We start from the raw sequence: 23,258 nt of genomic DNA, 5'->3' as shown, positions 1-23,258 counted from the left end.
AGGGCATTCTCGAAGCGCATCCTTTGCCTGCGGCGTACCTGAAGCCGGTCGATATCGGCCTGCCGACCTGTCAGTTCAGATCAACATCTTTGTTGAGGCTGTCACGCAAGAGGAAGTCGACCTTCACTTCGGTGTCTACGAGCGGATGCTCGCAGAAAAGCTCGGCACGGTTCCGCCGATACAGTAACGGTGCGCGGGCGAACCTTAGCGCGTGAAGCAAATCAGGTTGAGGCGAAGACGACGCTGCCTTCCTTGTTTAGGCAGGCATCATTCGGCTCTATGATCCAGCATTCGAGTTCGGGGTAGGCAAGCCGGCGGTATAGGCGGGTCTCAAACAGTTCGCCGCGAAACCGCCGATACAAAAGGCGCCCAGCGAAGTAGTAGTGCGGCTCAAGGGCAGCCGGTGCCGTCGCGGGAACGGCTCCGCGGAATGTCGTGCGTGTATCTGCTTCGAACGTCGTCAACAGTTCGCTGCGTGCCGGAAGCGACGTTCCGGGCGCCACCGCGTCCGTGACGGCGTAACCCCATCCCGCTTTCGGCAGCGCGTGACGCGCGCCGATGTACGTGCGCTTGATCTCAAATGCGCTGCTGACGACCTCGAAATCGCAGTCGCAACGATTTTGCAGGGCGAACGTCACCCTCGCTGGAGAGCCGGGAATGACGCGGGCCTTGGTGATGGCGATCGACAGTTGCCGCGCGTCCGTCGTTCGAATCGAGTGTACGTCGGTCACCGGTTCACTGGCGGCTGTGTTGGCGCGCATTCCATCCGGTACCAGTAGTCAACAAGGCGCTGCGCGGCCTGCAGGTCTTCGGGATAGTAGGGGTCGTCCCAGAACGGGGATGGGTCATATCCCGCTTTTCGCAACGCGGCTAACTCTGACTGGTGCTCGGCCATCGTGGGGCTCGCATTTTTCTTTAGCGCAGTCAGGTCATTGCACTCGCGGTCCGTGAGGTATCTGCCGGGCGGAGGCATCTCTCCGACGGCTACGCAACCGGCGAGCAAAGATGCCGACGCAAAGGCAAACAACAAGCGTTTGGGTGTCGCGCCCATGGTGCCCAGTCGCAATTAGTCGCCGCTGCCAAGCTCGCTGTGCTTGTGCGAGTGCGTGGCCGCATGGACCAACTCGTAGTGGGCGCCTTTGCCGCTTCGGGTGGGCGGGAAATGCTCGCCCTCGACGCACGTCACTTCGAAGCCAGAGCCGCCATCGCCTTCGTTCACGACCTTGTAGATGCCCGAGGTTTGGACCTTCTCGCCGGGTTTGTGTTGATCTGCCATTTCTGCCTCCTCGTTGTTGTTCAGTCGGCGTAGAGCAAAACTCGTTCCGCTATGATCACGGGCCCTTTTGCAGATTGCGGTATGCGTTGAAGTGGCGAAGCGCCTTCGTCGCGTCGCCGAGTTCTTCATGGATGCGCGCGGCGTTGAAGTGTGCATCCGCGAAATCCGGCGCGTGTTCGATGCAAAGCTCATACGATCGCAATGCCTCGCCAAACCGCCCGGGATCTTCGAGCGCTACCCCAAGGTTGAACAGCAAAACCGGATCGTTCGGTCGATAGCGCAGCGCGTCGCGGTAGACCGCAATGGCGTCCTCGAACCGCTCGGTGTCCATGAGGATGCCGCCAAGGTTCAACGATGCGTCGGTATAGTCGGGAGCACGCACAAGCGCCGCTCGATAGGCGGATTCCGCGGCGGTGATGTCCTCGTCCTCCAACGATCGGGCGCGGTAGAAGAGGTCGGTTGCGTCTTCGCGAGCCTTGTTGGCCAGCGGCGCCTGCAGGGAAGCGATGTTCGACGCGGCAGGTTTCCCGTCAAAGTCCAGAAGCAGCTGGCCGGTCTCCGCGTCCCACTGGCGGCTTGCCGCGTCCCTCACCGCGACGCGGTCGCCCACAGCCGCGATGCGCACACCGGTGAGCGACCCTTCGTGGCCCCAACTCTTGCGCAGGTGATTGAGGGCGCGGACGATTTTTACGGGCGAGACGCCCGCGACGCGCAATGCCTGCGCCGTCCGCAGCATGACGATGTCCTGAAACGTGAAGCGCCAGTCCCGCCGCTCGCCGCTCGGCGAAACAAAGCCGGCCGCTACCAGCTTTTCTACGACGGTTCGGGAGACCCCCAGCATGCGCTGGACTTTCCGCAGGCTGTAGCCGTGCTCTGGCATGTCACCTCTTTGTGCCGGTCTTGCGTGCTGGCGCGGGTTGTTCCTCGGTGGCCGCGCGGCGGACCGACCGGCGTTTAGGGGCCGGTGCTTCTTCCGCCGGTTCAGGCGTCGGTGCGGCGGCTCGGGCCGTCTTCCGTGCGGCGCGGGGTGCAGCCGTCGGTTGTTCTGCTGCGGCGGGCTTTTTCTTCAGACTGGCGCGCAGGGCTTCTACGAGGTCGATGACTTGCCCGCCGGGCTGCTCGACGGCGGGCGCGGCGGTGATCAGTTGCCCGCGATCTTCTTGTCGATCTCCGCGAGGATCCGCTCCTTTTCTTCGTCCTTGTACGCGGCGGCGTCGTAGCTGTCGACGCGGTACTGCTCGATCAGTTGCTCGGCGAGCTGTAGCTCTGTCGGTTGAATATCCGTCTCTTCAATGCCGATATCGGCCTGGGAACGGACTTCGTCGGCGTAGAGCAAGGTTTGGAGGATCAAGCCGTCGCTGCCGGCGCGCACTTGCACCATGTGCTGTTTGCCCTTCCAGGTCCAACGGGCTACGGCGCAAGTGCCGCTGTCCTTCATGGCTTCCTGCAGCAGCCGGTACGGCTTGCCGCCGCGCTTGTCGGGGGCGAGGTAATAGGGCTTGTCGAGGTATATCGGGTCGATCGCCTCGGTTGGCACAAACGACACGATATCGATCGTGTGGCTCGCGCTCGCTTCCAGCGCCTCCAGTTCCGACTTCTCGAAGATCACATACCTCTCTTTCTCGAACTCGTAGCCCTTGACCATATCGGCGCGCTCGACGACTTTCCCATCGGCCGGGCAAACATACTGCTGTCTCAACCGGGTTCCGCACTCTTTGTGCATCAGGTTGAAACCCACGCCTGACTTGCTCTCCGTGGCCGTGTAGACCTTCACCGGAACGGAAACGAGTCCAAAACTGAGCGTCATCGATGCGATCGATCGGGCAGCCATACGAACCTCTCGGGGTAGGTTATCTGGCCGGCCACATCTCGCCACAAGTAGGCGGCGCAACGGCTAGGCGGCAAGGCCAACGGGGCGATTCGTGCAAAATAGGTGCCACGACCGGTCGTCGCGCGACCCCGATACACCGTTGGGCGGCGTCAGACCGCGCTCCAGCAGCTCACCCGTTCGGCACAGGAGAGGGAAAAGTGTGCACCAGCTACGAGTCTAATCCGAAAGACCGCTTCGACGTCTTCAGCCTGTTCCCGGTGCCAAATTTCGACTACAAGCCGGAGATCTACAAGGATTACGCCGCGCCGATCTTTCGCCGCATCAACGGTGACTATTCGACGGACGCTGCGACGTTCGGCATGGTCCCGCGAAAATTCATTCCGCAGGTGGTCAAGGCGTTCGACACGATGAATGCTCGTTCGGAGTCGGTCGGGCTGAAAACGAGTTTCCGGTCCGCCTGGAACAAGCTACAGCTTGCCTTGATCCCATGCTATCGGTTTTACGAGCCCGATTACGAGACGGGAAAGGCCGTGCGCTGGCGCATCGGCATGGCGGATGGTTCTCCGCTCGCGATCGCGGGGCTATGGCGTGAGTGGAAGGATCCGGCCGACGGCTCGACAAGCGCCAGCTTCACGATGTTGACAGTGAACGCCGATGAGCACCCGCTGATGAAGCGATTTCATCGGCCGGGAGCAGAGAAGCGGTCAGTCGTGATTATTCCGCCGACCGAGTACGAAGACTGGCTCTCTTGCAAAAGTACGGACGAAGCGCGGTCGTTCCTGCAGCTTTATCCGGCTGACGCGATACACGCCGAGCCTTTTCCACTGCCGCCGCGGACTGCCAAGCCGAAGTCAACGCCTAACATCGATCTGGCTCAAGCGTCGCTGCTTGCGGACGACGGCGGCTGAACGCGCGCCGGCATACTGAGTCGGGATATTCGGAGGAAACGCGATGGCCGACGCGCCCGAGTCGATAGTCCATCGGCCTCGGCGGCCAGTTTGTCGTCGGCCAGCGAAAGGCAAAAACCGGCCAACAAGGGACCTCTGCCTTTCGCCGCCGGATGACTGCAACGCGGCGTATAAGCGTCTTTTGAGGATGGCGAGTCTGTGCAGGGGCGCTGGTGAAGCTTGCGAAGGATCTGTCAGGGACCTCAGTCGCGGCGTGTAACAGCGCGAGCTCTAATCCGCGCGCCTCAACCCATTGCCAACGACCGTAGGCTTGCCATCCGAACGATATCAAACGACTGTCGGTCTTGAAATAAGGACGTCGCGAGCCTATCCTCATTGAGCAGACAGATTCGATCCGCGGGCCTCGAGGGCGCGCTTGGTCGAAGGAGGCGCACATGCATCGTTGGTTACTGCTCATGCTCGCCTTGGTCATGAGCCCAACGTCGCTTCTTGCTCATGCAGACGACACACAGGATTGGCGCCGGCACCGGGATCATCGTGCCCTGGAAGTGTTCGATGCGCAAGGCAAGCTCGTTGGCCGGCTCGCTTCCTATCATGGCTATGACGGCGTATATCTCTCCATTAACGGCGCGACCGTCTTCGCCGCAGTGACCTGGCTGCGTATCGATCCCGACCACATCGACTCCTCCAAATTTCAATGGTGGACGTTCGGGCCGTTTAACTACTCGACCACCGATTGCAGCGATTCGCCGATCATTTCGCCGGGCAGCGGCCCGCGGCCATCCATCGCGACGAGAACGGGCACCGACGTCACACTGCTGATCGCGGGCGATACCGTTTCGGCTCCGGCGAAGATCGTCGCCGTCTCCGACGGGTCCCACTGCACGCCGCCGCCTGTTATCGGCCACGTGCCGCCGTCGACCGCGCCCGTGCCCGCGTTCCGGTCCGAGACGACGTATCCGCTGTCGGCGCACTATCCCGAGCCGCTGACCATCCACTACTGATCCATGCAATCGACGGAGACGTTCATGTGCCGAGTCCTCGTTGCGCTGCTCGTCATCGGAGCGAGCGCGACGTTTGCGGGGGAGCGCGATTCACACGACGAAGCGCGTCTGCCGACGGTGTATGACGCGCAGGGAAGGGCGGTCGGGCCGCTGGAGTATTTCAGCGGCGTGAACGGCGTGTATATCGCGATCGACGGCGAACCGGTCTTCGTGACGGTCGATCACAAACTCGTCGGTCCGTTGCAATACTCTGCGTCCGAATACACGTGGGTCGCTGATTCATCCGTGGGCTATGCATCGACCGATTGCAGCGGCGGCGTGCTCGTGCCGTACTCGGCGAGTCCGACTCCAGCGATCGCGGTCAGAACGGGCGTCGACGTGACGGTTTATACCGCGGTGAAGGGGTATTCCGGAAACGTGCACGTGTATTCGCTGCGCCAGACCGACAGCACCGGCGCGACGTCGTGCAGCGCGACGCCATTCGACGAGGGCGCGCTGTACTGGGCAGTGAGAAGCAGCTATCCGCTGTCGGAGCGGCATCCCGAACCGCTGCACATCGTCTATTGACGCCATCGCTCGTGCCGACGGAGGTCGATATGAAGCGCTGTCTGTTCGCAATACTGCTGGTGTGCTTCGCCATCGCATCTAGCGCTGAGGATTATGAACGTCATGCAGAGCGTCGCGCCGTGAAGGTGTTTGATGCGAACGGTCGCGTTATCGGCGATCTCACAAGTTTCAGTGGGGGAAACGGCGTGGCGTTCACGGCCGGTCACGCGACCACGGTCGTACCGCTCACGCGAGTTCAGGACGCGAGCTATCACTTCTCAGCGACCGATTTCCAATGGCTTGCCGTATCGTCGGGTGTTTTTGGATCGACGGATTGCAGCGGCGATCCGATCATCGAATCCGCGTGGGGACCACGCATCTCGATTCCGTTCCGGCGCGGCAGCGAGGTGACCGTGTACTTTGCACCCGCTGGGCCTGAGCAGTCCTTGGTGGCGCGCTCGGGACTCGGTCCCGACGGTTCCACCTGCCGTCAATTCGACAGCCCGACCATGGAAAGGGGATACGCGCCCGCCGCGAGACTCGTGATTACACGCCACCATCCGGAGCCGCTTCGAATTGGGTTCTGACGCACAACACGCCGATCTGGTCTTGGGCGTTTGCAATCGCGGAGAGCCAGTCAGCTAACGTGTGCCAGACGATAAATAAACCGTTATTCATGGGTACCTTTGGTCTCATGAAGAGAACAAGAAGTTTGGTTTTCTTGGGTAATTTCTCGGGCAATTGCCGTTAGATGTGGCGCGTGCAGGCTTTCGAAATCGAGCGGCGAGAGGACGGATCTTGCCGGCCTTGGACGATCTGGCCCGTGCGTCGGATGCGCGTCACGTGACGGACGTTGGCAACTCTGCGATCAATGCGGCAGAAAACCTGCTCGCAGATGCTAACGACTACGTGTGGTCTGCTTCGCTGGCCGCATCCGGCCGGCCACTGCCGATCCTCGTGCGTTCGCAGCAGGCACCTGTGTAGGCGCTCGTTGCTATGGCGTTCCCTGATATATCGAGAGTACGCTAAGGCCGGCGACGTTCTTGACCTCCGGAAGTGCGTGCTGTTCATCGATTGGGACAAATGCAGGTCTGCTCGTCACGAGCTAGTAACCGCTTTTCTTGCGTCGACCGTCTGGGCACCAGAGGACCTTGCGCTTACGTCGTGCGACTGAGGAGACGTCGACAAGGTACCCAAAAGCGTCCCGTATTGCGCCTCCAAGCGGCCCTTGGCGACCTCACACAATCGGCCATGAGCGGCCGGTCGAGGTCGTCGTCCAGTTTGGCTAACGGAGGCCTCGTCCGCCCTCGCTGAATGGCCGTTGTTCGGTAAGCTGATTGCCGCCCGCACTGCCTCAAGCCGCCCAGGAGCGGACCTTCATCTGTTCAGGCAAGAGCGGGGTAGTCGAGATAGCCTTCGGGTCCCTGCGTGAACCACAACACGTCCTTATCGGCCGCCAACCCAGCGCCTGCGCTGAAACGCTGCGGCAAATCTGGATTTGCGATGAACGGTCGGCCGAAGGCGATGGCGTCCGCCTCTGTGCCGGCGATGGCCGCCGCCGCACGATCGAGAGCGTAATCCGAATTCAGGATGGTCACGCCCGCAAAGGCCTTCCTGATGGCAGGCGCGACGGGCGGCCGATCGGATGCGCCGAAAGACCCGTTCATCGGCGGCTCGCGTAATTCCAGATGTGCGACACCGAGCGCCGATAGTGTCCGCGCCGCGGCGACGAACACGGGCTCGGGATCGCTGTCGCGCACACCCTGGTCGGTGCCGTTGGGCGTGAGCCTCACCCCGGTGCGGCCAGCGCCGGCAATCTCGATCACCGCCTGCGTAACTTGCTTCAGCAGCCGGACGCGATTTTCGATGCTGCCGCCGTAGGCATCGTCGCGGAAGTTGGTCCCGTCGCGCAAGAACTCGTCGATCAGATACCCGTTGGCGGCATGCACCTGCACGCCATCGAACCTCGCGCGCATCGCATTTCGCGTCGCGCGGCGAAAATCGTCGAGGAGCGCAGGCACTTCGTCCGTGCGCATGGGCCTGCCCGCGACGTACGGCTGCTTGCCGTTATAGGTATGCGCGTGTCCCGGCGCGGTCGTGCCCGACGCTGATAGCGGCTGCACGCCGCCATTGAAGCTGGGATGCACGGTGCGCCCCATGTGCCAGAGCTGCGCGATGATGCGCCCGCCGGCCGCGTGTACCGCGTCGGTGACGCGCAGCCAGCCCGCCACCTGTTTGTCGGACCAGAGGCCGGTCGCGAAGGGCCATCCCAAGCCCTGCTGCGAGATGCCGATCGCCTCGCTGATGATGAGTCCAGCGCTCGCGCGCTGGGCGTAATACTGCGCCATGATCGATGTCGGCACGTGATCCCGCGTACCTCGCGCGCGCGTCATCGGCGCCATAAAGATGCGGTTGGGCGCTTCGATATCACCCAGCCGGATAGGGTCGAAAAGCGTGGTCATGTCTTTCTCCGTTGGCTTTGGGGTTACACGAGGCGCGCGCCGCCATCGACGTTGAGCGTGGCTCCGTTCATGAAGCCATTGGTCATCAGGAACACCACGCCGGCGCCGGCTTCGCTGGCGGTGCCGAGACGATGCAGCGGCAGCGTCTTCTCCATGTTTGCAACGACCGCATCGCGCGCGTCGCCGAGCGCCTTGCGCAGGATGGGCGTGTCGATCGGACCGGGCGACAGCGTGTTGACGCGCACAGGCGCGAGTTCGAGCGCTAGGCCGCGCGCGAGCGCTTCCATCGCAGCGGATGCCGCGGCGAGCATTGCGGTGCCGTAGGCGTTCGGACGGTCGGCGAGACTGCCCGAGATGAAGGTGATTGAGCCATCGGCGCTCAAGCGGTCGCCCAGCGCGCGAATGACATGCACGGCGGCCCAGATGCGTTCCTCGAACGCGTTCCGCAGATGCGCGACGTCCGCCTCGCGCACCGTCCCCGCGACGAAGGTGCCGGCCAGCAAGACCAGATGATCCACCTTCGGAATGTCGCTTACCGCCTGTTGCAGCGCGTGCGCATCGGTCACGTCGGCTGCACGCCATCCGGCGAAGCCATGTTGCGCGGCGACGCGTTGAGCCGTATCCGCCGATCGGCCTACGACGATGACCTCCGAGCCCGCGCGCTTCGCCTGAAGAGCCGAATCGAGTCCGATGCCAGACGTTCCGCCGAAGATCAGTGCGGTCTTGCCTGCCAATGCGCCGTTGGCGACTTCCGTGGCCTGTGCGTCCTGCGCTTGCGCATTCGCGTTCATGTCCTTCTCCTTTTTGACTTCGCCGGTTTGGCGTCGATGGGAGAAGGTTAATTCGCGAAACCTGGATTGATAATTGGGCAGCAATTCGCTTTAATGATGCCATCATGGAACAAATCGCTATCGAAAGATTGACTGGGCTGATCGCATTCGCGCGCGCCGCATCCCTTGGCAGCTATACGGCCGCCGCGCGTTCGCTATCCGTTTCGCCATCGGCGATCAGCAAAAGCATCCAGCGGCTGGAGCAGCACTTCGGACTCAAGCTGTTCAGTCGGACCACGCGCTCGCTGACGCTGACGCCGGAGGGGCGGGATCTTCTGGAGCGCACGCAACGGTTATTGCGCGAGGCGGAAGGTATCGAGCAAGGCGTCGCCGCCGCGCGCGCGCAGCCGGCCGGAACGCTCAAAGTAACGGCGCCGTTGCCCGTCGGCGTGAACATCCTTGCGCCCGCGTTGCCCGCATTTTGCCGGCAGCATCCGAAAGTGACCGTCGATGTGCGCCTGAGTGATCGATACGTCGATCTGATCGAGGAGGGCGTGGATGTCGCCATTCGCGTCGGCGATCCCGGCGACACGCGGTTGATCGCGCGCCGTCTCGCACCGCATCGGATTTGCGCGTTCGCGTCGCCGGCATATCTGCGGGAGCGAGGCGTGCCGCAGCATCCAAACGATCTCTTGCGACACGATTGCGTGAACTTCAGATATCAGTCGACGGGGCAGGAGGCTGCGTGGCCATTCGACATGGGAGGCAAGCTCGTCGAGTTCACGCCCGCATCGAGCTTAATTATCGACGTCAGCGACGCGATTGCTGCGACGTTGGCGGCCGGCGCCGGTATCGGGATTTCGACGACGTACATCGCGGCGCCATTCGTTCGACGGCACGAACTCGTGCCGGTGCTGCATGAGTTCGCCTACGACCGATTCCATTTGCATGCCGTGTGGCCCGAGAGCCGGCGAAGCAACCCGGCGGTGCGAGCGTTTGTACGATTTTTGCAGGACCTGTTTCCGTCTCCTGCGCCCTGGGACGTACTGGTGCAAGCTCACACTTCCTAGCGCTTGTCGTCAAGGAATACTCGGTCATCGGTTGGATATGCGATCCGTTACACGCTCGTGCTTCGTCCCAGTCAATGTTTGCGCCTTTACCGATCTGCCGAAAAATCTCCATCGCAAACTCGATGAACCCACCTCATCTTGCTGGGGTAGAAGCCGCCGCGAAGCGTGGTAGAGGGGAGTCATGCCTGCGCCTGAATACAATTCGGGCAGCAAACGAAGAGCTTGTCGCCGGCCGGAGCCGGCAGTACGTGGGAAGCGGCCAGCATCGCGACCCCAAGACCGAGTCTGGCGGGTCGCGCATGTAGGCGGAGTCGTTCATCACACGTCGACGATCACCGCAAATTGTTACTCGTGCGATCTCGGCGATGGTTTTGTGCGCGCAAGCTCCAACCTACTTGAGAGAGACGGAGATTGTGAACGGCCGCTTTAAGAGACCACGGCCGGCCGTTGTGGGTCGGCTAGGGCCGACCGCTTCCGGCGGCAGGCGGCCAGGAACTGCCATTCGGCCCTCCCGTCCCACGGACGTTCAAAGTTCTGCTTCGTTTCAGGGAACGGCCATTCGAGGTTCGACATCGCGCCGTGTCACTGTGCCCGCGAAGGTGCCTGAGCGCGACATCTTGCTCAAAAACTCTTGCTGCCTTAATCGCGCGAGCTCGTCGCGCATCGGCGTGCGGCTCACCTCGAGTTGGGTTCGACCGGAACTTCCTCGGACGGTCGTCGGTCGACCAGACCTTCGATCGGTCTCTCCCTGATACCTGTGTCCGTCGACTGGGCCGCTGGCGGCTTCGGCAGCGCCCGTTATGGAGCACCCGGTAACCTTGCAATTGCAGGCTTTGTGCTGGTACTGGTCATTGCGTTCGTTCAGTGGGGCAAGGGCATCGTTTCGGCATCCGCGGTGGTACTTGGCATGCTTATCGGTTACTTGGTGTGCCTGCCGCTGGGAATGATCGACTTTGCGCAACTCCGCGCTGCGCCCATCATCGCGTTACCGCAGCCCATGCACTTTGGCTTGAGCTTCCCAATCTCGGGCATCGTCGCTATGTCGCTGGCCTTCCTCGTCACAATCGTGGAAACCACCGGCACGTTCATGGTACTGGGAGCAGCAACGCAGACACCTATGCCGGGCAAGAAGTTAGCACGCGGAATCCTATGCGATGGTGTTGGATCTGCGTTCGCTGCGCTGATGTCTAGTCCGCCCCTGTCAACTTTTGCGCAAAACGTCGGCGTAGTGTCGCTGACTGGGGTCGCCAGCCGGTATGTGGTAATGCTGACCGGCGTGATGCTGCTCCTGGCAGGCTTGTTCCCCATGCTCGGCGCTCTGGTGGTCACGATTCCGCAACCGGTATTGGGTGGGGCAGGGCTGATGATGTTCGCGATGATCGTCGCCGCCGGCATTCGGATGCTCGGCAAGACTGAGCAGACCAAACGCAACAGTCTAATTATCGCCGTATCGATTGGTTGTGGTCTCGCTGTGACCTTCAGGCCAGAACTGCTGTCCCAATTCCCGGCATTCATGAAAGAGGTATTCGGATCCGGCATCACCGTTGGGGCATTGGTGGCAGTTCTGCTCAATCTGTGCCTGCCTGGTCGCGAACTCGAAACCTACGATGACGACGAGCTCGAGGTGAGCGACCGGGAGTTTGATCAGGAACCTGCGTGAATTGCGTATCGCATCCGCGCGAGGAAGCTTGAACGTACGGCTATGACGCTGTATTGAACGAAACCGAGGGAACGTCTCTTTACTGATGTGGCCGTCGTCTGAGTGCCAGGTAGATTGCGCAATCGGATGACGGTCCATGGCCGGTTGCCGAAACTGAAAGCAAGAGCTGTTGGCCAGCCGACGCGTACTCAATTGAACCGACCGTATCAACGTACGCGTCAGCGAAGGGAATTCGAAACTATGGCTGCAAATCCGTCCGTCGGAGCGAGGCAACCTCATGGTGGAAGATCAAGGCCCGGAAGAAATGCCTTTCCGGCCCCTTCTCGTTTGCAGGTGCGAAAACGCTTGAATCTTGACTCCCCGTTTGTCTAGGTATATTTGGTAAATCAATATTTAGCTGTTTACAACTGGCTGACTTCTCCGAGGCGCGTGGTCGGCGACTTCATCGATGTTGTCGGTAAGAGTGCTTAGTTCTGGGAGGACGTGGCATGACCGATATCGAACGAACCAATGCCATCGCTCGTCTCTTGCGACGGGCTGCGACGAATCAGGAGGTCGTGCCGTACCAGCGACTTCATCAATTTTTCCAGGAAGGCGAGCCGCTCGTCCTGCGCTACCGAACTTTGGAAGCTGCCATCGGACTTCTCAGCAGTTGTGCTGCGGTGGACTATGGCTGCCTAATGACGGCCGATAACGGCTTGCCAGGGGATGATTTCTTTAATAGGTACAAGCGCCATCACCCGAAGGAATTCGAAGCGGTAATGGGATACGCGTCACTCGGCCGGTCGTTAGCTAAAAAGCGAGTAATAGCGGAGGCGGAGCGGGCTCGAGTGTTCAGGCACGCAGCTGCGAAACGAGGTACGGAGGCCTCCACGACAGGGCTCGCGGCTACCGATCCGGCGACAGATTGCCGTCTGCGAGAAGGCAGTTGCGCCGTCGGGCAACGTCAAACGGACGACGTTCAAATTTCTTGTAGCGAGCGCAATGTTCGACCTCTTGTCACCGATTCGATCGGCCATGCAGTTGCCTCAATCGCAACCGCTAAGGGCGGCGACGAGCAATCCGGGCCGACGCGATCGACGAGTGCGAAGGTCCTTGATGCAATGCGAGTTTTCGTACTGGTAGCGGAGAAAGAAAGTTTTCGGCGCGCTGCTCGCGAACTCGGTGGATCTAATGCGATGGTCAGCCGCGCTATTGCCTTGCTTGAAGGACATTTAGGCACGCGTCTGATAGATCGCACTACTCGCGAGGTATCGCTGACGCGGCTAGGCGCACGTTACCTCGAGGGTTGCCGAGCGTTCCTGGAGGACCTTGATCAGCTCGACGCAATGCTCACGCAAACAGAGGACAAACCGAAGGACACATTGCGCGTTCTAGCGTCGTCGATCCTGTCGCATCCGACTTTAACTGATCTCGTCAGCGGATTTCACTCGCTGTATCCGAACATGGAAGTGCGGCTGACGATCACTGACAGAGACAGTGATTTCGACGAGAAAGCGTACGACGTCGGTATCGTTGCCGGCCCGTTCGACCACCCGGATATCACCAGGCGGACAGTCGGTGTGGAGGCGTTCGTCCCGGTAGCTACGCCCGCTTTTCTGACTGAGCATGGTGTGCCCACTGCGCCAGTTGACCTGCGAAGCCTTCCGTCTGTTTGCGTCCAGGACGACATCCGCGGTCAGACCTGGACCTTCCGTCATGAGTCTGGGGTCGCCGAGGACGTCACGCTCGCGCCAGTGCTGTCGGTCAGCGATGGAAATCTGGCCCGTCTTGCGACGCTCAACACTATTGGTTTTTCGGTTTTGCCGAGCGGTTTGGTGCTTCCGGATGTGGAGGACGGTGCACTCGTTCGCCTACTTCAAGCGTATTCCGTTAACGAGTCCGGTATGGAGGTGTCGATCGTCTATCCGGCGCGCGCACACTTGCCGCGGAAAACGCGACTGTTCGCAGACTATTCGGAGACGCATTTCTGCCGCGTGACCCTCGGCCGCTAACGCGCGTAAAGTAGACCGCCGAGAAGTTCGTGCAACAAGAGTCAGAATTCGATTCCGGCGTTGGTGGCGGCTAGGCGAGCGTGTGTTTATCATCTTGACGCTCGGACGAGCAGAGCGCCTTTGACGGGCTTGCCCAAGGAATGCATCGAGGCCGCGTCATCCGCTTCGGCGGCGATTTTTGGTCCCGATGCAATCGGAGCCGAAGAGTCGAAGATCAGGACCGATGCGATTCTGACCACCCAGAAAGATCACGAGCGACACAACGAATTCCATGGCGTTCACCCTGTCCGTTGCGCCCACGAGGGCCGGCACCCGTTGGTCCTAACGGTCGTCATGACGTTCCGCGTCCTCCCGCGTAACTGCGCTGTAGCATCGGGCGGGGGCATCAGCCTTAACCCATCCAGTTTATGCATTTTCGCGACGTTTTTCGGAGCATTAAGCTTCGCCAGAAAACCATTGACAGCCGCAACGTCGGCATTACACTTTGCCGTCTGAGTTGACGATGCAGCCCGCACGACTCACTTGCCGCGTTTCTCCCGCTCAAAGTCGTGTTCTCGGGAAGCCAGCGATTTACGGAACACCGCGGTGCTTTACGTCGCAAACAAAAGACCGATGCCTCGAATGCGCGCTCTAATAAGCCGGATTTGAGCGTTCGCTCGCGGCAATGCGTCGCGGAGCGCGTCGCGACGAGACGCTATCATTTGCTTGACTAGTCCACTATGATTCGAGCCAGAAGCTCGAGCCTGAAGACTGTCCCGGTACCCACAAGGGACCGGCGTCATGTCGAGGTTTAAAACTGCTATGACTACGCGTCACTACTACCGCAGCCGCCCGGCGGGCAAAAGTGCGGGCATCATCGAACTTTTCTTATTTCCCCGCGACGGCCGGGCGCTCGCGTTCAATCCTGTCGTTGTCGGAATAGTCGGCACCGGCGTCTCGATTGGCCTGCTCGGTCTGTGGCTCGTCAATGTGCCGGTCGTGTTTCGCAATGCAGGGGTAATTGTTATTGCCGTAGCACTCAGTCTCGCTGGCGTGGCCGCCAGTTGGCTATTCTCGTTTGTGCTGCACGAGCATCCCGAGGAGAAAAAGCTAAGGCAGCTTTTATCGACCGACTCGCTCACCCACCTTCTCAATCGGCACAGTTTTGAGACCCAACTGTGCAGAGAATGGGATCGTGCTCGCCGTCATGGCATGCCTCTAGCGCTCCTCGCTATCGACGTGGACCACTTCGGGCAGTTCAACACTACCTACGGACGTGCTCGAGGGGATCAAGCGCTGGTTTCGATTGCAAATTGTATTGAAGAAGCGGGGCGACGGTACGGTTGCGCTATTGCCCGCTTCGGAGGAGACCAGTTCGCTGTCTTGATGACTGGCGCCTCCGCAGGCAAAGCCACTGAGCTTGCGAGTGAGATCAGAGTGATGGTGGAGCGCGTGCGGATTCGACACTGCGCAAGCGCCTTCCGGCACGTCACGGTCAGCGTTGGAAGCGCGACCTGTGCGCAACTTCGCACGATCGCGCCGGCTAGTCTTCTCTCTGCCGCTAGCCTTGAAATGCAAGAAGCAAAAATGTCCGGGCGCAACCAGATTTGCTCAACCACACTTGGCAAAAGCATCGCCTTCTGAGCCTCATCCGGGATGAAAGCAGGGCGTACCGCAACACGCCGTCGCCTATGCGGGTCGAAGACGAGTTCTCGCGGACTCGCTGGAAAGCATATGCTATCCCAACGCCGTAAGTCAGTTGATTGTGCGTGCCCCGATAGGATTCCATGCGCCCGTGTCGACTTTGCTTATTGAGCTAAGGGTGATTAATCTACATTCATGTCGGCGGAAAAAGCTCTGCAAGGCAAACAGGGCGCTTTCTTTGTCGGAGGAGATAAATGTGAGAGCTTCAGACATTATGACGACTTCGATCATCACCGCCAGTCCCGACATGTCGGTGCGAAATGCCGCCGGCATGATGGTTTTTGCCGGTATCAGCGGGATGCCTGTGGTCGACGAGTCCGGCAGGCTGCTCGGCATGATCACGGAAGGTGATCTTATGCACCGGGCCGAAATCGGCACTGGAGTAAAGCAGCGGGCCTGGTGGCTTGAAATGGTGGCGTCGACGACCGAGCTGGCAAGCCAGTACGTGAAGGAGCATGCGAGGAAGGTCAGAGATGTGATGAGCACCAATGTCACGACGGTGACGGAATCGTGTCCGGTTGGCGACATTGCGGAGATTCTCGAGCGTCGGCGGATCAAGCGCGTGCCAGTAATGCAGGACGGCAAGGTCGTCGGCATCGTGAGCCGCTCGAACCTAATTCGCGCGCTTGTCACCATGGCGCCCGACGTGCCCAGTGTGGCTGAGAACGGCGATCGCGCGATTCGTGAAGACGTACTCAAGGCGATGGAAGGTCAGCCTTGGGCGATTGCGCGAGAGAACGTCATTGTCGAGAACGGCGTCGTGCATCTTTGGGGGCCGGTCGTCGCCTCAGAAGAAGGCAACGCCATTCGCGTGGCTGCGGAGAACGCGCCAGGGGTCAAAGACGTAGTCGCGCACTTCGGGCGTTCGCCGAACGCTTAGCCGTCGGGGTGTTGCATGCGCTGGTTCCCTGCCATGCAACGCAGCACGCGGCAGTTTTAAGCCGCGGGAGGCAAGTCATGCAACAACATGAGCACACGCCGCGGCATCGCGGCGGATTCGGGCGAATTCTTCTTTGTGTCGATTTCTCCGAGGCCGCCGGAAGCGCCGGCGCGATCGTGCGGCGACTGGCGAGACCCAGCTCCGAAGTCACGATCGTCGCCGTGACGCCAGACCTCGAACGACTCGCATCCCACGCAGCACTTGCCGGCGTGGGCCTCGACGTCGCGCGAACGAGATCACTGGCTGAGGCGCAACGCATTGTCGAGATGGCGAGCAGCACCTTCGCCAACTCGACTCTCGCCGTGAGTACTCAAGTGATCGATCTCGAGACCGAAAGAGGCGATGTAGCGCATGCGCTCACCAGAGTGGCGCAGGAGCGCCGCATAGACTTGCTGATCGTGGTCATGCGGCAGCATCATGGTCTGGTCAGGTGGTTCGATCCGTCGGTGCTAGACCGGCTGGGCCGGCTCACCCCGTGCGCTATGGTTGTCGTTCCTGCCGGATACGAAAATTCGCAGAGTGATGTTCAGCGCATTTTGTTTGCAATCGATGGCAGTCCGTCGTCGTTCGCGGCGTTGGGCACGGGCGCCATGCTCGCGACGGCGAATACAGAGGTACGCATCGTCTATGTCGTGGACCGTGCCATATGCGACGGCGATTTCGCCCCTAAGGCGTTGCTGGAGGACGCCTTCGTCAACGAGGGAGAGCGTGCGATCACCGCGGCGGTTGACCGACTGCAAATCCTGCAGACGGTCGCGCCGTCGCAAGTGTCTGCTCATCTGGTCAGCACCGAAGTCAGCGACGATGACGTATCGAGCGCGCTTTTGCGCGAAGCAAAGCGCTGGGATGCTGATCTGATGATCATGGGAACACACGGCAGGCGAGGAGGCGCGCGATCATACCTCGGCAGTGTTCCGAACCGGGTGGCAAGTCTCGCGGAGATCCGGTTGGTGCTCGTTCGAGAATCGCATGACGGGCCACGATGAACGCGGTACGAGTCGAGGCCAAGTGACGTTTGACATTGCCGGACGGTGCTACGAGCAAGCAATGCGAGGTACAAGACGATGACCGGGATTCGGCGGTCTTAGGCGAAAACTCCACGACGGCCGATCCGACGACAGTCCAGTTGCTGCCGCATCTTTAGGGCAACGTCTCGACGGACGCCTTGTCCCATCCAGGTCCCGGATCGAACTTCGTCATCTTCTGCACCTTCTTCGAGGTGTCCGGACCCAGGTCGCGCTCGTAAACCTGGCCATCGTGACTGACCATGAAAGTTTTGATGCCGGTCTCTGCGTACTTGGCCGGCCACGCAATCACGGCGAAGCCGCCGAAAAGGCGGCCCTTGACCATGTAGTCGTAGGCGCCTCCGGGTGCATGGGGTCCTTGGGCGCGAAGCAGCTTGTAGTGGTAGCCGTAGTACCCGCTCTGCGCCGCATTGCGCGCGCCTGCGCTCTTGAACGCAGGTCCGAGCGGACTCGGATCCTCGCCAGGGCCGGTCTGCCAGTACAGTCCGTCGTGCTTGCCGGGTGTGCTCGTGAACCTGTCCGCATAGACATAGACGTTGGCACCGTCGCGATACGCAGACGCGTAATCGCGCTGCGCATCGTAGATCGCGAGCATCGTCTGAATCACAGCGAGCTCGTTGCGCCCGATGCGGCGCAGGCGCATCTCATCAACAGCTGCGCGCGTGTCGAAGTGCCAGCCTTGCGCCGTCTTCACGAGCGGAATGGGCAGCGTCCAGCCGTCCTTCCCGACCGCGATCTGGGCATGGTCGCTGTCGTTAGCCTTGAGCGTGTGAGACGCTTGCCACCCGCTCATGAACTTGTCGCGAATCTCGGCACCTGGCGGAGGGATTAACCGCCGGAAATCGGCGCCGAGCAATGCCTTCAGCTCGCCCTCGTCATTGTTGCCGACGGCCGTTCCGAAAGCGTCCATCGCCGCATCGGGAGACGGGAAGAACGACTGCGCGCTCATGGCCGGAAGCGGCGCGAGGCCGAGCGCCAGTACCAGCGCCAGCGACGATAGCCATCCGGCGAAGCAACGGTTGACAGGCGGAAGTCCGTTCATGGTCGTTCTCCTTAGCGCCGGCCGCCGCCACGAGCGCCGCCGCCACCGCCGCCGCTCGGACGGTTGAAGCCCGACGATTGAACGCTGGATCGTCCGCGGTTGTAGTCGCGTTGCGCCGCGCCGCCACCGCCGCCCACGCCCTGGAACGCGGTGTCGCGACCGCCGCCCGAATATCCGCCGCCGCCGAAATTGCCCTGCGCGCCCGCCGTGCCGCCACGGTTCGGCGTGGTCTGCGCGCGATTGCCGGCTGCGGCGCTCCTGTCGGAGGCTTGGGCGCGATTGCCAGCCTCGGCGCTTCGATTCGCCGTCTGCGCGCGATTGCCTGCCTCCGCGCTTCGATTTGCCGTCTGTGCGCGATTGCCTGTCTCCGCGCTTCGATTCGCCGTCTGTGCGCGAGTGCCAGCCCCGGCGTTGCGGTTGGGCGTCTGCGCGCGGTTGCCCGCCGCCGCCCCGCGATCGGACGTGTTGGCCCGATTGCCCGCGCCGGCCCGGTTGGCGACGTTCGCATTGTTCGTGCGGTCTGCGCCATTCGCGGCGCCCGCATTGCCCGCTGCACGATTGGACACGCCGGCCCGCTTCTGCGCGCCGCCCGTGCGCCCGCGATAGTCGCGGCGCGCGTCGGCACCCTGTACGCCCCGGGAGTACTTGTCGCGGGTCGCGTTGTCGCGGTAAGCGACGCCCTGGCGATGTCGCGAGTCGTGTTGCCATTTGCCGCTTTCGACCTTGGTGCGGTCGAAGTTGCGATCGATGTTCGTCGCCTTGTTGACGTTGATGTTCACATCGCCGTTGTTCCAGTTGCAGCCGCCGAAGATGGCGCCGGCGGCGGCGATTCCGAGGCCCCACGCGAAGCCGCTCGCGAGCGCGGCGCCGGGATAGTACGCCGGGTACGGCGGCCAGTACGTCGGCGGATAGGCAGGTGCGCTCCAGCCGCCATAGACGACCGTCGGGTTGTAGGAGGGCACGTAGATGACCTGCGGATCCGCGGGCTCGATGCGCACGATGGTCTGAGGCGCCTGGACCGTCTGACCGCCCTGAGCCGGCTGCGCGGGCTGGCCGCCGCCGGGAGGCGCTTCGACGATCACCTTCTGTTGCGGGTTCGAGTTCAGATGTCCCGCCTGTTGCGCGCGAATCCGGAGCCGCTGCACGGCGGCAAGCACGTCCTTCTCCTGGGCAAGGAACGCGTCGCCGAGCCGCTGGGTCCAGTCGAGCTTGTCGTTCATCGGCTTGAGCGCCTGAGGGAACGCCACCAGCGACTTGACGCTGACATCCCACGACTGGTCCTGAACCGCCTTCACCGCGGCTTCGCCCTTCAGGTTGGGATGGTCCTTGACCCAGCGCGCCGCGTGCACGACTTCGAGCGGATACGTGGACGCCATCAGCACCTGCGACAGCAGCGAATCCGGATAGAGCGCGATCGGCGCGACCAGCGCCTCGAGTTCCTCGGGCGGGTATTGCTGGGCCTGCGGTTGTGCAACCGGCTCGGCTGCCGAGGCGGGCGCCGGCGCGGCTGCCGACGCGGGGAGTGGAGGAAGCGGCGCGGTTGCCGACGATGCGGGAGCGGAGGCGGGTGCGGCCGCCGATGCCGGCGGGATCTGTGCCGGCTGACCTTCCTGCTTTTGACAGCCCGCCAACACGACGACGCCGAAGCCGGCGCTCAGTAATCGCACGATCCTTGTCGCCATGGCCATTCCCTCATTCTCCCGGTACGGCGGCGAATCGATCGTTCAAGCGTCGCAACCGCGTTCTCCTCACAGCCCCCCTACGGCGACGCGAAAGCGCCGTTGCGCGCCGTGCAGGACGTTAAGCGGGCGCCGCGTCATCACGCTCCGAAAGGGCGGATACACGGCGAGTTCAGAATGGCCAGACCCATTCGGAAATCTCAGGCTTGTCGGTACCGTGCGTATGCGCGTAATCGAGGTGCATGATGATCTCGTTCTTCATGTCCTCTCTCAGATGCGCGGTCCTGTCGCGCAGACGCGGCACGCGGTCGATCACGTCGATCACGAGATTAAAACGATCGACCTGATTTAGTATTGCCAGTTCAAGGGGCGTGTTGATGTTGCCCTTCTCCTTATAGCCGCGCACATGCAGGTTTTCATGATTGCGGAAGCGGTAAGCGAGCCGGTGAATCAGCCACGGGTAGCCGTGAAAATTGAAGATCACCGGCTTGTCGAGCGTGAACAGGCTTTCAAAATTGCGGACACTGGACCCGTGCGGATGTTCGGTGTTGGGTTGCATCTTGAACAGGTCGACCACGTTCACGAAGCGCAGCTTGAGCTCCGGCAAACGCTCGCGCAGGATGGCAGTCGCGGCCAGCGCTTCCTGCGTCGCCACGTCGCCGCAAGAAGCCATGACCACGTCCGGTTCATCGTTCTCGTCGTTGCTCGCGCGACGCCACACGCCCATGCCTTTCGCGCAGTGCACGATCGCTTCATCGATTGTCGTGAACTGCAGGTGCTTCTGTTTGTCCGCGACGATCACGTTAATGCAGTCGGTTGAGCGCAGGCACTGGTCGGCAACGACGAGCAGCGTGTTGGCGTCGGGCGGAAGATAGACGCGCGTGACTGACGGGCTCTTGTTAGTGACGAGATCGATAAAGCCCGGATCCTGATGCGAGAAGCCATTGTGGTCCTGGCGCCATACCGTGGACGAGAGCAGAATGTTCTGCGACGAAACCGACGCGCGCCAAGGCACGTGGTTCTTGCAGATATCGAGCCATTTCGCGTGCTGGTTGAACATCGAGTCGATGACATGCGCGAAAGCTTCGTACGTGTGGAAGAAGCCGTGTCTTCCAGTTAGCAGATAACCTTCGAGCCAGCCCAGCAGCGTGTGCTCGGAAAGCATCTCCATCACGCGGCCGTCGCGAGACAGTTCGCCACCGTCGCCGTCCTCGGGCAGCAGGTCGGCCATCCAGACCTTCTTGCTCACTTCGTAGATTGCCTGCAGGCGGTTCGAAGCCGTTTCGTCGGGACCGAACACGCGGAAGGTGTTCATGTTGCAGCGCATGACGTCGCGCAAGAACGCGCCGAGCGGACGCGTGTTCTCGTGCTGGATCTTGCCCGCCTGTCCGACATCGACAGCATAGTCGCGAAAATCGGGGAGCTTGAGTTTCTTGCGCAGCACGCCGCCGTTCGCGTGCGGGCTCGCACTCATGCGCCGCGTTCCGGTGGGTGCGAGCGCGCGGATCTCTTCACGCAGCCGGCCGGTCTGGTCGAACAGTTCGTCGGGCCTGTAGCTTTGCATCCAGCTCTGGAGGACCGCGAGATTCGCTGGGTTGGTATGCACATCAGAAAACGGCACCTGATGCGAGCGCCATGAACCTTCCACCTTATGTCCGTTGATCTCCTTCGGGCCGGTCCAGCCCTTGGGCGAGCGCAACACGATCATCGGCCAGCGCGGCCGTTCGATTTCCTTCTCGTTGCGCGCCTTGTCCTGGATCGCCCGGATTTCGGCGATGGCGGCGTCGAGCGTTTCAGCCATCTTCCGATGCATCTCATCGTGATCGGATCCCTCAACAAAGTAAGGCCGATATCCATAGCCGACGAACAACGCTTCCAATTCCTCATGGCTGATTCGGGCGAGGATTGTCGGATTGGCGATCTTGTAGCCGTTGAGATTCAGGATCGGCAGTACGGCGCCGTCGCGCGCGGGATTAATGAACTTGTTCGAGTGCCATGCTGTTGCGAGCGGTCCGGTTTCAGCTTCGCCGTCGCCGACGACGCACGCAACGATCAAGTCGGGGTTGTCGAGCGCCGCGCCATAGGCGTGCGAAAGACTGTAGCCGAGCTCGCCGCCTTCGTGAATCGATCCCGGCGTTTCAGGCGTCACGTGCGAACCGATATGTCCTGGAAAGGAAAACTGCTTGAAGAACTTCTGCATGCCTTCAGCATCTTCGCTCTTGTCCGGATAAACCTCCGAATACGTACCTTCCAGATACGCGGGTCCAAGCACACCGGGTGCGCCATGACCCGGGCCCGCCATGAAGATCACGTCGATATCGTCGCGCTTGATGACGCGGTTCAAATGCGCCCACACGAACGACAACGCGGGGCTCGCGCCCCAGTGCCCGAGCAGGCGATGCTTCACGTGCTCGGATTTCAGCGGCTCGCGCAGAAGGGGATTGTCGACGAGAAAGATCATGCCCGCCGAAAGGTAGTTGCACGCGCGCCACCATTCATCGAGGAGGCGCAGGTCATCGCTCGCGAGAGCAGATGTTTGCAGGGGCTCGGACCTGGAATGCTTGCTCATAACGACGTCTCCTTTTAATGAAGGTATATCGGAATTGCATGTCGCGCCTGTGCGCGCGACGTTATGGGAGAATCGCCCCGGAGCCTCGCATATTGGCCTGCCCAGCCAATACGCGCGGTTGACGACCACCGCGGACGCCCCAACCCAGCGTAGAAGGCCGAGTTCGGCAAGTGCCGCCAAATAATGAGATGCTTGCGTTCGGGCGCCTATCGAGACGGCGAATTCCAGGCGCTTACTGGCGGTTCAGATGCATCGATCGCGCGAGGCTGGCCGCTTCGAGGCCGACGATCAAATCCAGTTCTCCATTGGAGAGCGACTGAGTCGCTGGCACGCCGGCTGCGATCAATGCGTTGGTGTCCAGCCGGGAAACATTGTTGAGGCGGGCCCGCAGGCGCGTCGCGGCGAGCAGTTCGAGCTTGACGATGTTCGCAGCACCGCCTAGTGCCGCGCAGATCTTCTCCGCCCGCGCGGTCTGCTGCGCGACGTCCAGGGTGGGAACGGCTCGTTGAGCCGTCGTTGCAATCTCGGTCGCCGAGACAGGCGCATCAGCAGTTGAAAGATCGGCTTCGCTGCCCGCTTTCTGCAGGTATTCATGCATGTCGGTCTTCATGTTTTCCGATAGCGGCCCGAAGATTGCCTGCACGCCGTTGCCGACACGCACGACGCCCGCCGCACCGAGCGCCTTTAGCCGCGCATCGTCGACGAGCGATGGATCGTTCACGGAGATCCGCAGCCGCGTGATGCACGCATCGAGGCTCTTGATGTTCGAGCGGCCGCCGAACGCGAGCACGAGATCACG

20 protein-coding genes and 3 pseudogenes are annotated in these 23,258 nt (G+C 61.5%); 12 read left to right on the top strand and 11 right to left on the bottom strand.

The annotated features are described in order from the left end of the window. Positions 1 to 187, top strand: a pseudogene (locus tag NCT32_RS31360) (hypothetical protein); the annotation flags it as partial. 34 nt (positions 188 to 221) lie between these two features. Here NCT32_RS31360 and NCT32_RS31355 read toward each other — a convergent pair. From NCT32_RS31355 to NCT32_RS31335, 5 genes and pseudogenes are all read right to left on the bottom strand, one after another. Beyond that, complete coding sequence (locus tag NCT32_RS31355) at positions 222 to 761, bottom strand: hypothetical protein (RefSeq protein WP_250491130.1); 540 nt, start codon at positions 759 to 761, stop codon at positions 222 to 224. Further along, on the bottom strand, positions 728 to 1,051 hold the full coding sequence (locus tag NCT32_RS31350; RefSeq protein WP_250491129.1) for a DUF4148 domain-containing protein: 324 nt from the start codon (positions 1,049 to 1,051) through the stop codon (positions 728 to 730). Before NCT32_RS31350 ends, NCT32_RS31355 begins: the two co-directional genes overlap by 34 nt. A gap of 15 nt (positions 1,052 to 1,066) precedes the next feature. Continuing rightward, positions 1,067 to 1,276, bottom strand: coding sequence for a YjzC family protein (locus NCT32_RS31345; protein WP_250491128.1), 210 nt, complete (start codon positions 1,274 to 1,276; stop codon positions 1,067 to 1,069). Between the two features lie 55 nt (positions 1,277 to 1,331). Further along, positions 1,332 to 2,156 (bottom strand): tetratricopeptide repeat protein, encoded by an 825-nt coding sequence (locus tag NCT32_RS31340; RefSeq protein WP_250491127.1) that lies wholly within the window; start codon positions 2,154 to 2,156, stop codon positions 1,332 to 1,334. Position 2,157: 1 nt separating this feature from the next. Then, a pseudogene (locus NCT32_RS31335) lies at positions 2,158 to 3,107 on the bottom strand (Ku protein). Positions 3,108 to 3,304: 197 nt separating this feature from the next. On the opposite strand from NCT32_RS31335, the gene NCT32_RS31330 reads away from it, so the two are divergent. From NCT32_RS31330 to NCT32_RS31310, 5 genes are all read left to right on the top strand, one after another. Next, positions 3,305 to 4,015 (top strand): SOS response-associated peptidase, encoded by a 711-nt coding sequence (locus NCT32_RS31330; RefSeq protein WP_250491126.1) that lies wholly within the window; start codon positions 3,305 to 3,307, stop codon positions 4,013 to 4,015. A gap of 455 nt (positions 4,016 to 4,470) precedes the next feature. Next, positions 4,471 to 5,019 (top strand): hypothetical protein, encoded by a 549-nt coding sequence (locus NCT32_RS31325; RefSeq protein ID WP_250491125.1) that lies wholly within the window; start codon positions 4,471 to 4,473, stop codon positions 5,017 to 5,019. 24 nt (positions 5,020 to 5,043) lie between these two features. Next, on the top strand, positions 5,044 to 5,586 hold the full coding sequence (locus NCT32_RS31320; protein ID WP_250491124.1) for a hypothetical protein: 543 nt from the start codon (positions 5,044 to 5,046) through the stop codon (positions 5,584 to 5,586). A gap of 11 nt (positions 5,587 to 5,597) precedes the next feature. Further along, the gene (locus NCT32_RS31315) at positions 5,598 to 6,152 is read left to right on the top strand and encodes a hypothetical protein (RefSeq protein WP_250491123.1); all 555 of its coding nucleotides are present in this window, start codon (positions 5,598 to 5,600) and stop codon (positions 6,150 to 6,152) included. A gap of 220 nt (positions 6,153 to 6,372) precedes the next feature. Further along, a complete protein-coding gene (locus NCT32_RS31310; protein WP_250491122.1) occupies positions 6,373 to 6,549 on the top strand; it encodes a hypothetical protein in 177 nt (58 codons plus the stop codon). 401 nt (positions 6,550 to 6,950) lie between these two features. Here the strand turns inward: NCT32_RS31310 and NCT32_RS31305 are convergent, their stop codons facing one another. Then, complete coding sequence (locus tag NCT32_RS31305) at positions 6,951 to 8,027, bottom strand: alkene reductase (protein ID WP_250491121.1); 1,077 nt, start codon at positions 8,025 to 8,027, stop codon at positions 6,951 to 6,953. Between the two features lie 23 nt (positions 8,028 to 8,050). Beyond that, the gene (locus tag NCT32_RS31300; RefSeq protein ID WP_250491120.1) at positions 8,051 to 8,818 is read right to left on the bottom strand and encodes an SDR family oxidoreductase; all 768 of its coding nucleotides are present in this window, start codon (positions 8,816 to 8,818) and stop codon (positions 8,051 to 8,053) included. 104 nt (positions 8,819 to 8,922) lie between these two features. On the opposite strand from NCT32_RS31300, the gene NCT32_RS31295 reads away from it, so the two are divergent. The 6 genes and pseudogenes from NCT32_RS31295 (at position 8,923) to NCT32_RS31270 (ending at position 17,130) form a co-directional block, all read left to right on the top strand. Next, positions 8,923 to 9,867, top strand: coding sequence for a LysR family transcriptional regulator (locus NCT32_RS31295; RefSeq protein WP_250491119.1), 945 nt, complete (start codon positions 8,923 to 8,925; stop codon positions 9,865 to 9,867). A gap of 736 nt (positions 9,868 to 10,603) precedes the next feature. Further along, positions 10,604 to 11,527, top strand: a pseudogene (locus tag NCT32_RS31290) (solute carrier family 23 protein); the annotation flags it as partial. A 488-nt stretch (positions 11,528 to 12,015) separates the two neighbouring features. Next, positions 12,016 to 13,521 (top strand): LysR family transcriptional regulator, encoded by a 1,506-nt coding sequence (locus tag NCT32_RS31285; protein WP_250491118.1) that lies wholly within the window; start codon positions 12,016 to 12,018, stop codon positions 13,519 to 13,521. 780 nt (positions 13,522 to 14,301) lie between these two features. Next, complete coding sequence (locus tag NCT32_RS31280; RefSeq protein WP_250491117.1) at positions 14,302 to 15,144, top strand: GGDEF domain-containing protein; 843 nt, start codon at positions 14,302 to 14,304, stop codon at positions 15,142 to 15,144. Between the two features lie 256 nt (positions 15,145 to 15,400). Beyond that, positions 15,401 to 16,084, top strand: a complete 684-nt coding sequence (locus tag NCT32_RS31275) for a CBS domain-containing protein (protein WP_250491116.1) — start codon at positions 15,401 to 15,403, stop codon at positions 16,082 to 16,084. Between the two features lie 77 nt (positions 16,085 to 16,161). Further along, positions 16,162 to 17,130, top strand: a complete 969-nt coding sequence (locus tag NCT32_RS31270; protein WP_250491115.1) for a universal stress protein — start codon at positions 16,162 to 16,164, stop codon at positions 17,128 to 17,130. A 154-nt stretch (positions 17,131 to 17,284) separates the two neighbouring features. Here NCT32_RS31270 and NCT32_RS31265 read toward each other — a convergent pair whose 3' ends face one another. The 4 genes from NCT32_RS31265 to NCT32_RS31250 form a co-directional block, all read right to left on the bottom strand. Beyond that, entirely contained in the window at positions 17,285 to 18,211 is a 927-nt protein-coding gene (locus NCT32_RS31265; RefSeq protein ID WP_250491114.1) for a DUF2950 domain-containing protein, read from the bottom strand. Positions 18,212 to 18,222: 11 nt separating this feature from the next. Continuing rightward, positions 18,223 to 19,893, bottom strand: a complete 1,671-nt coding sequence (locus NCT32_RS31260; protein WP_250491113.1) for a DUF3300 domain-containing protein — start codon at positions 19,891 to 19,893, stop codon at positions 18,223 to 18,225. Positions 19,894 to 20,062: 169 nt separating this feature from the next. After that, positions 20,063 to 22,459, bottom strand: a complete 2,397-nt coding sequence (locus NCT32_RS31255; protein ID WP_250491112.1) for a phosphoketolase — start codon at positions 22,457 to 22,459, stop codon at positions 20,063 to 20,065. Positions 22,460 to 22,691: 232 nt separating this feature from the next. Continuing rightward, on the bottom strand, positions 22,692 to 23,258 hold a 567-nt coding region (locus NCT32_RS31250), incomplete at its 5' end, for a glucose PTS transporter subunit EIIB (RefSeq protein WP_250491111.1).

The sequence above is a fragment of the Caballeronia sp. INML2 genome, assembly GCF_023631365.1.
Lineage (GTDB): Bacteria > Pseudomonadota > Gammaproteobacteria > Burkholderiales > Burkholderiaceae > Caballeronia > Caballeronia turbans.
The sequence above is the reverse complement of the archived record's forward strand: the minus strand, read 5'-3'. Positions and strand labels throughout refer to the sequence as shown.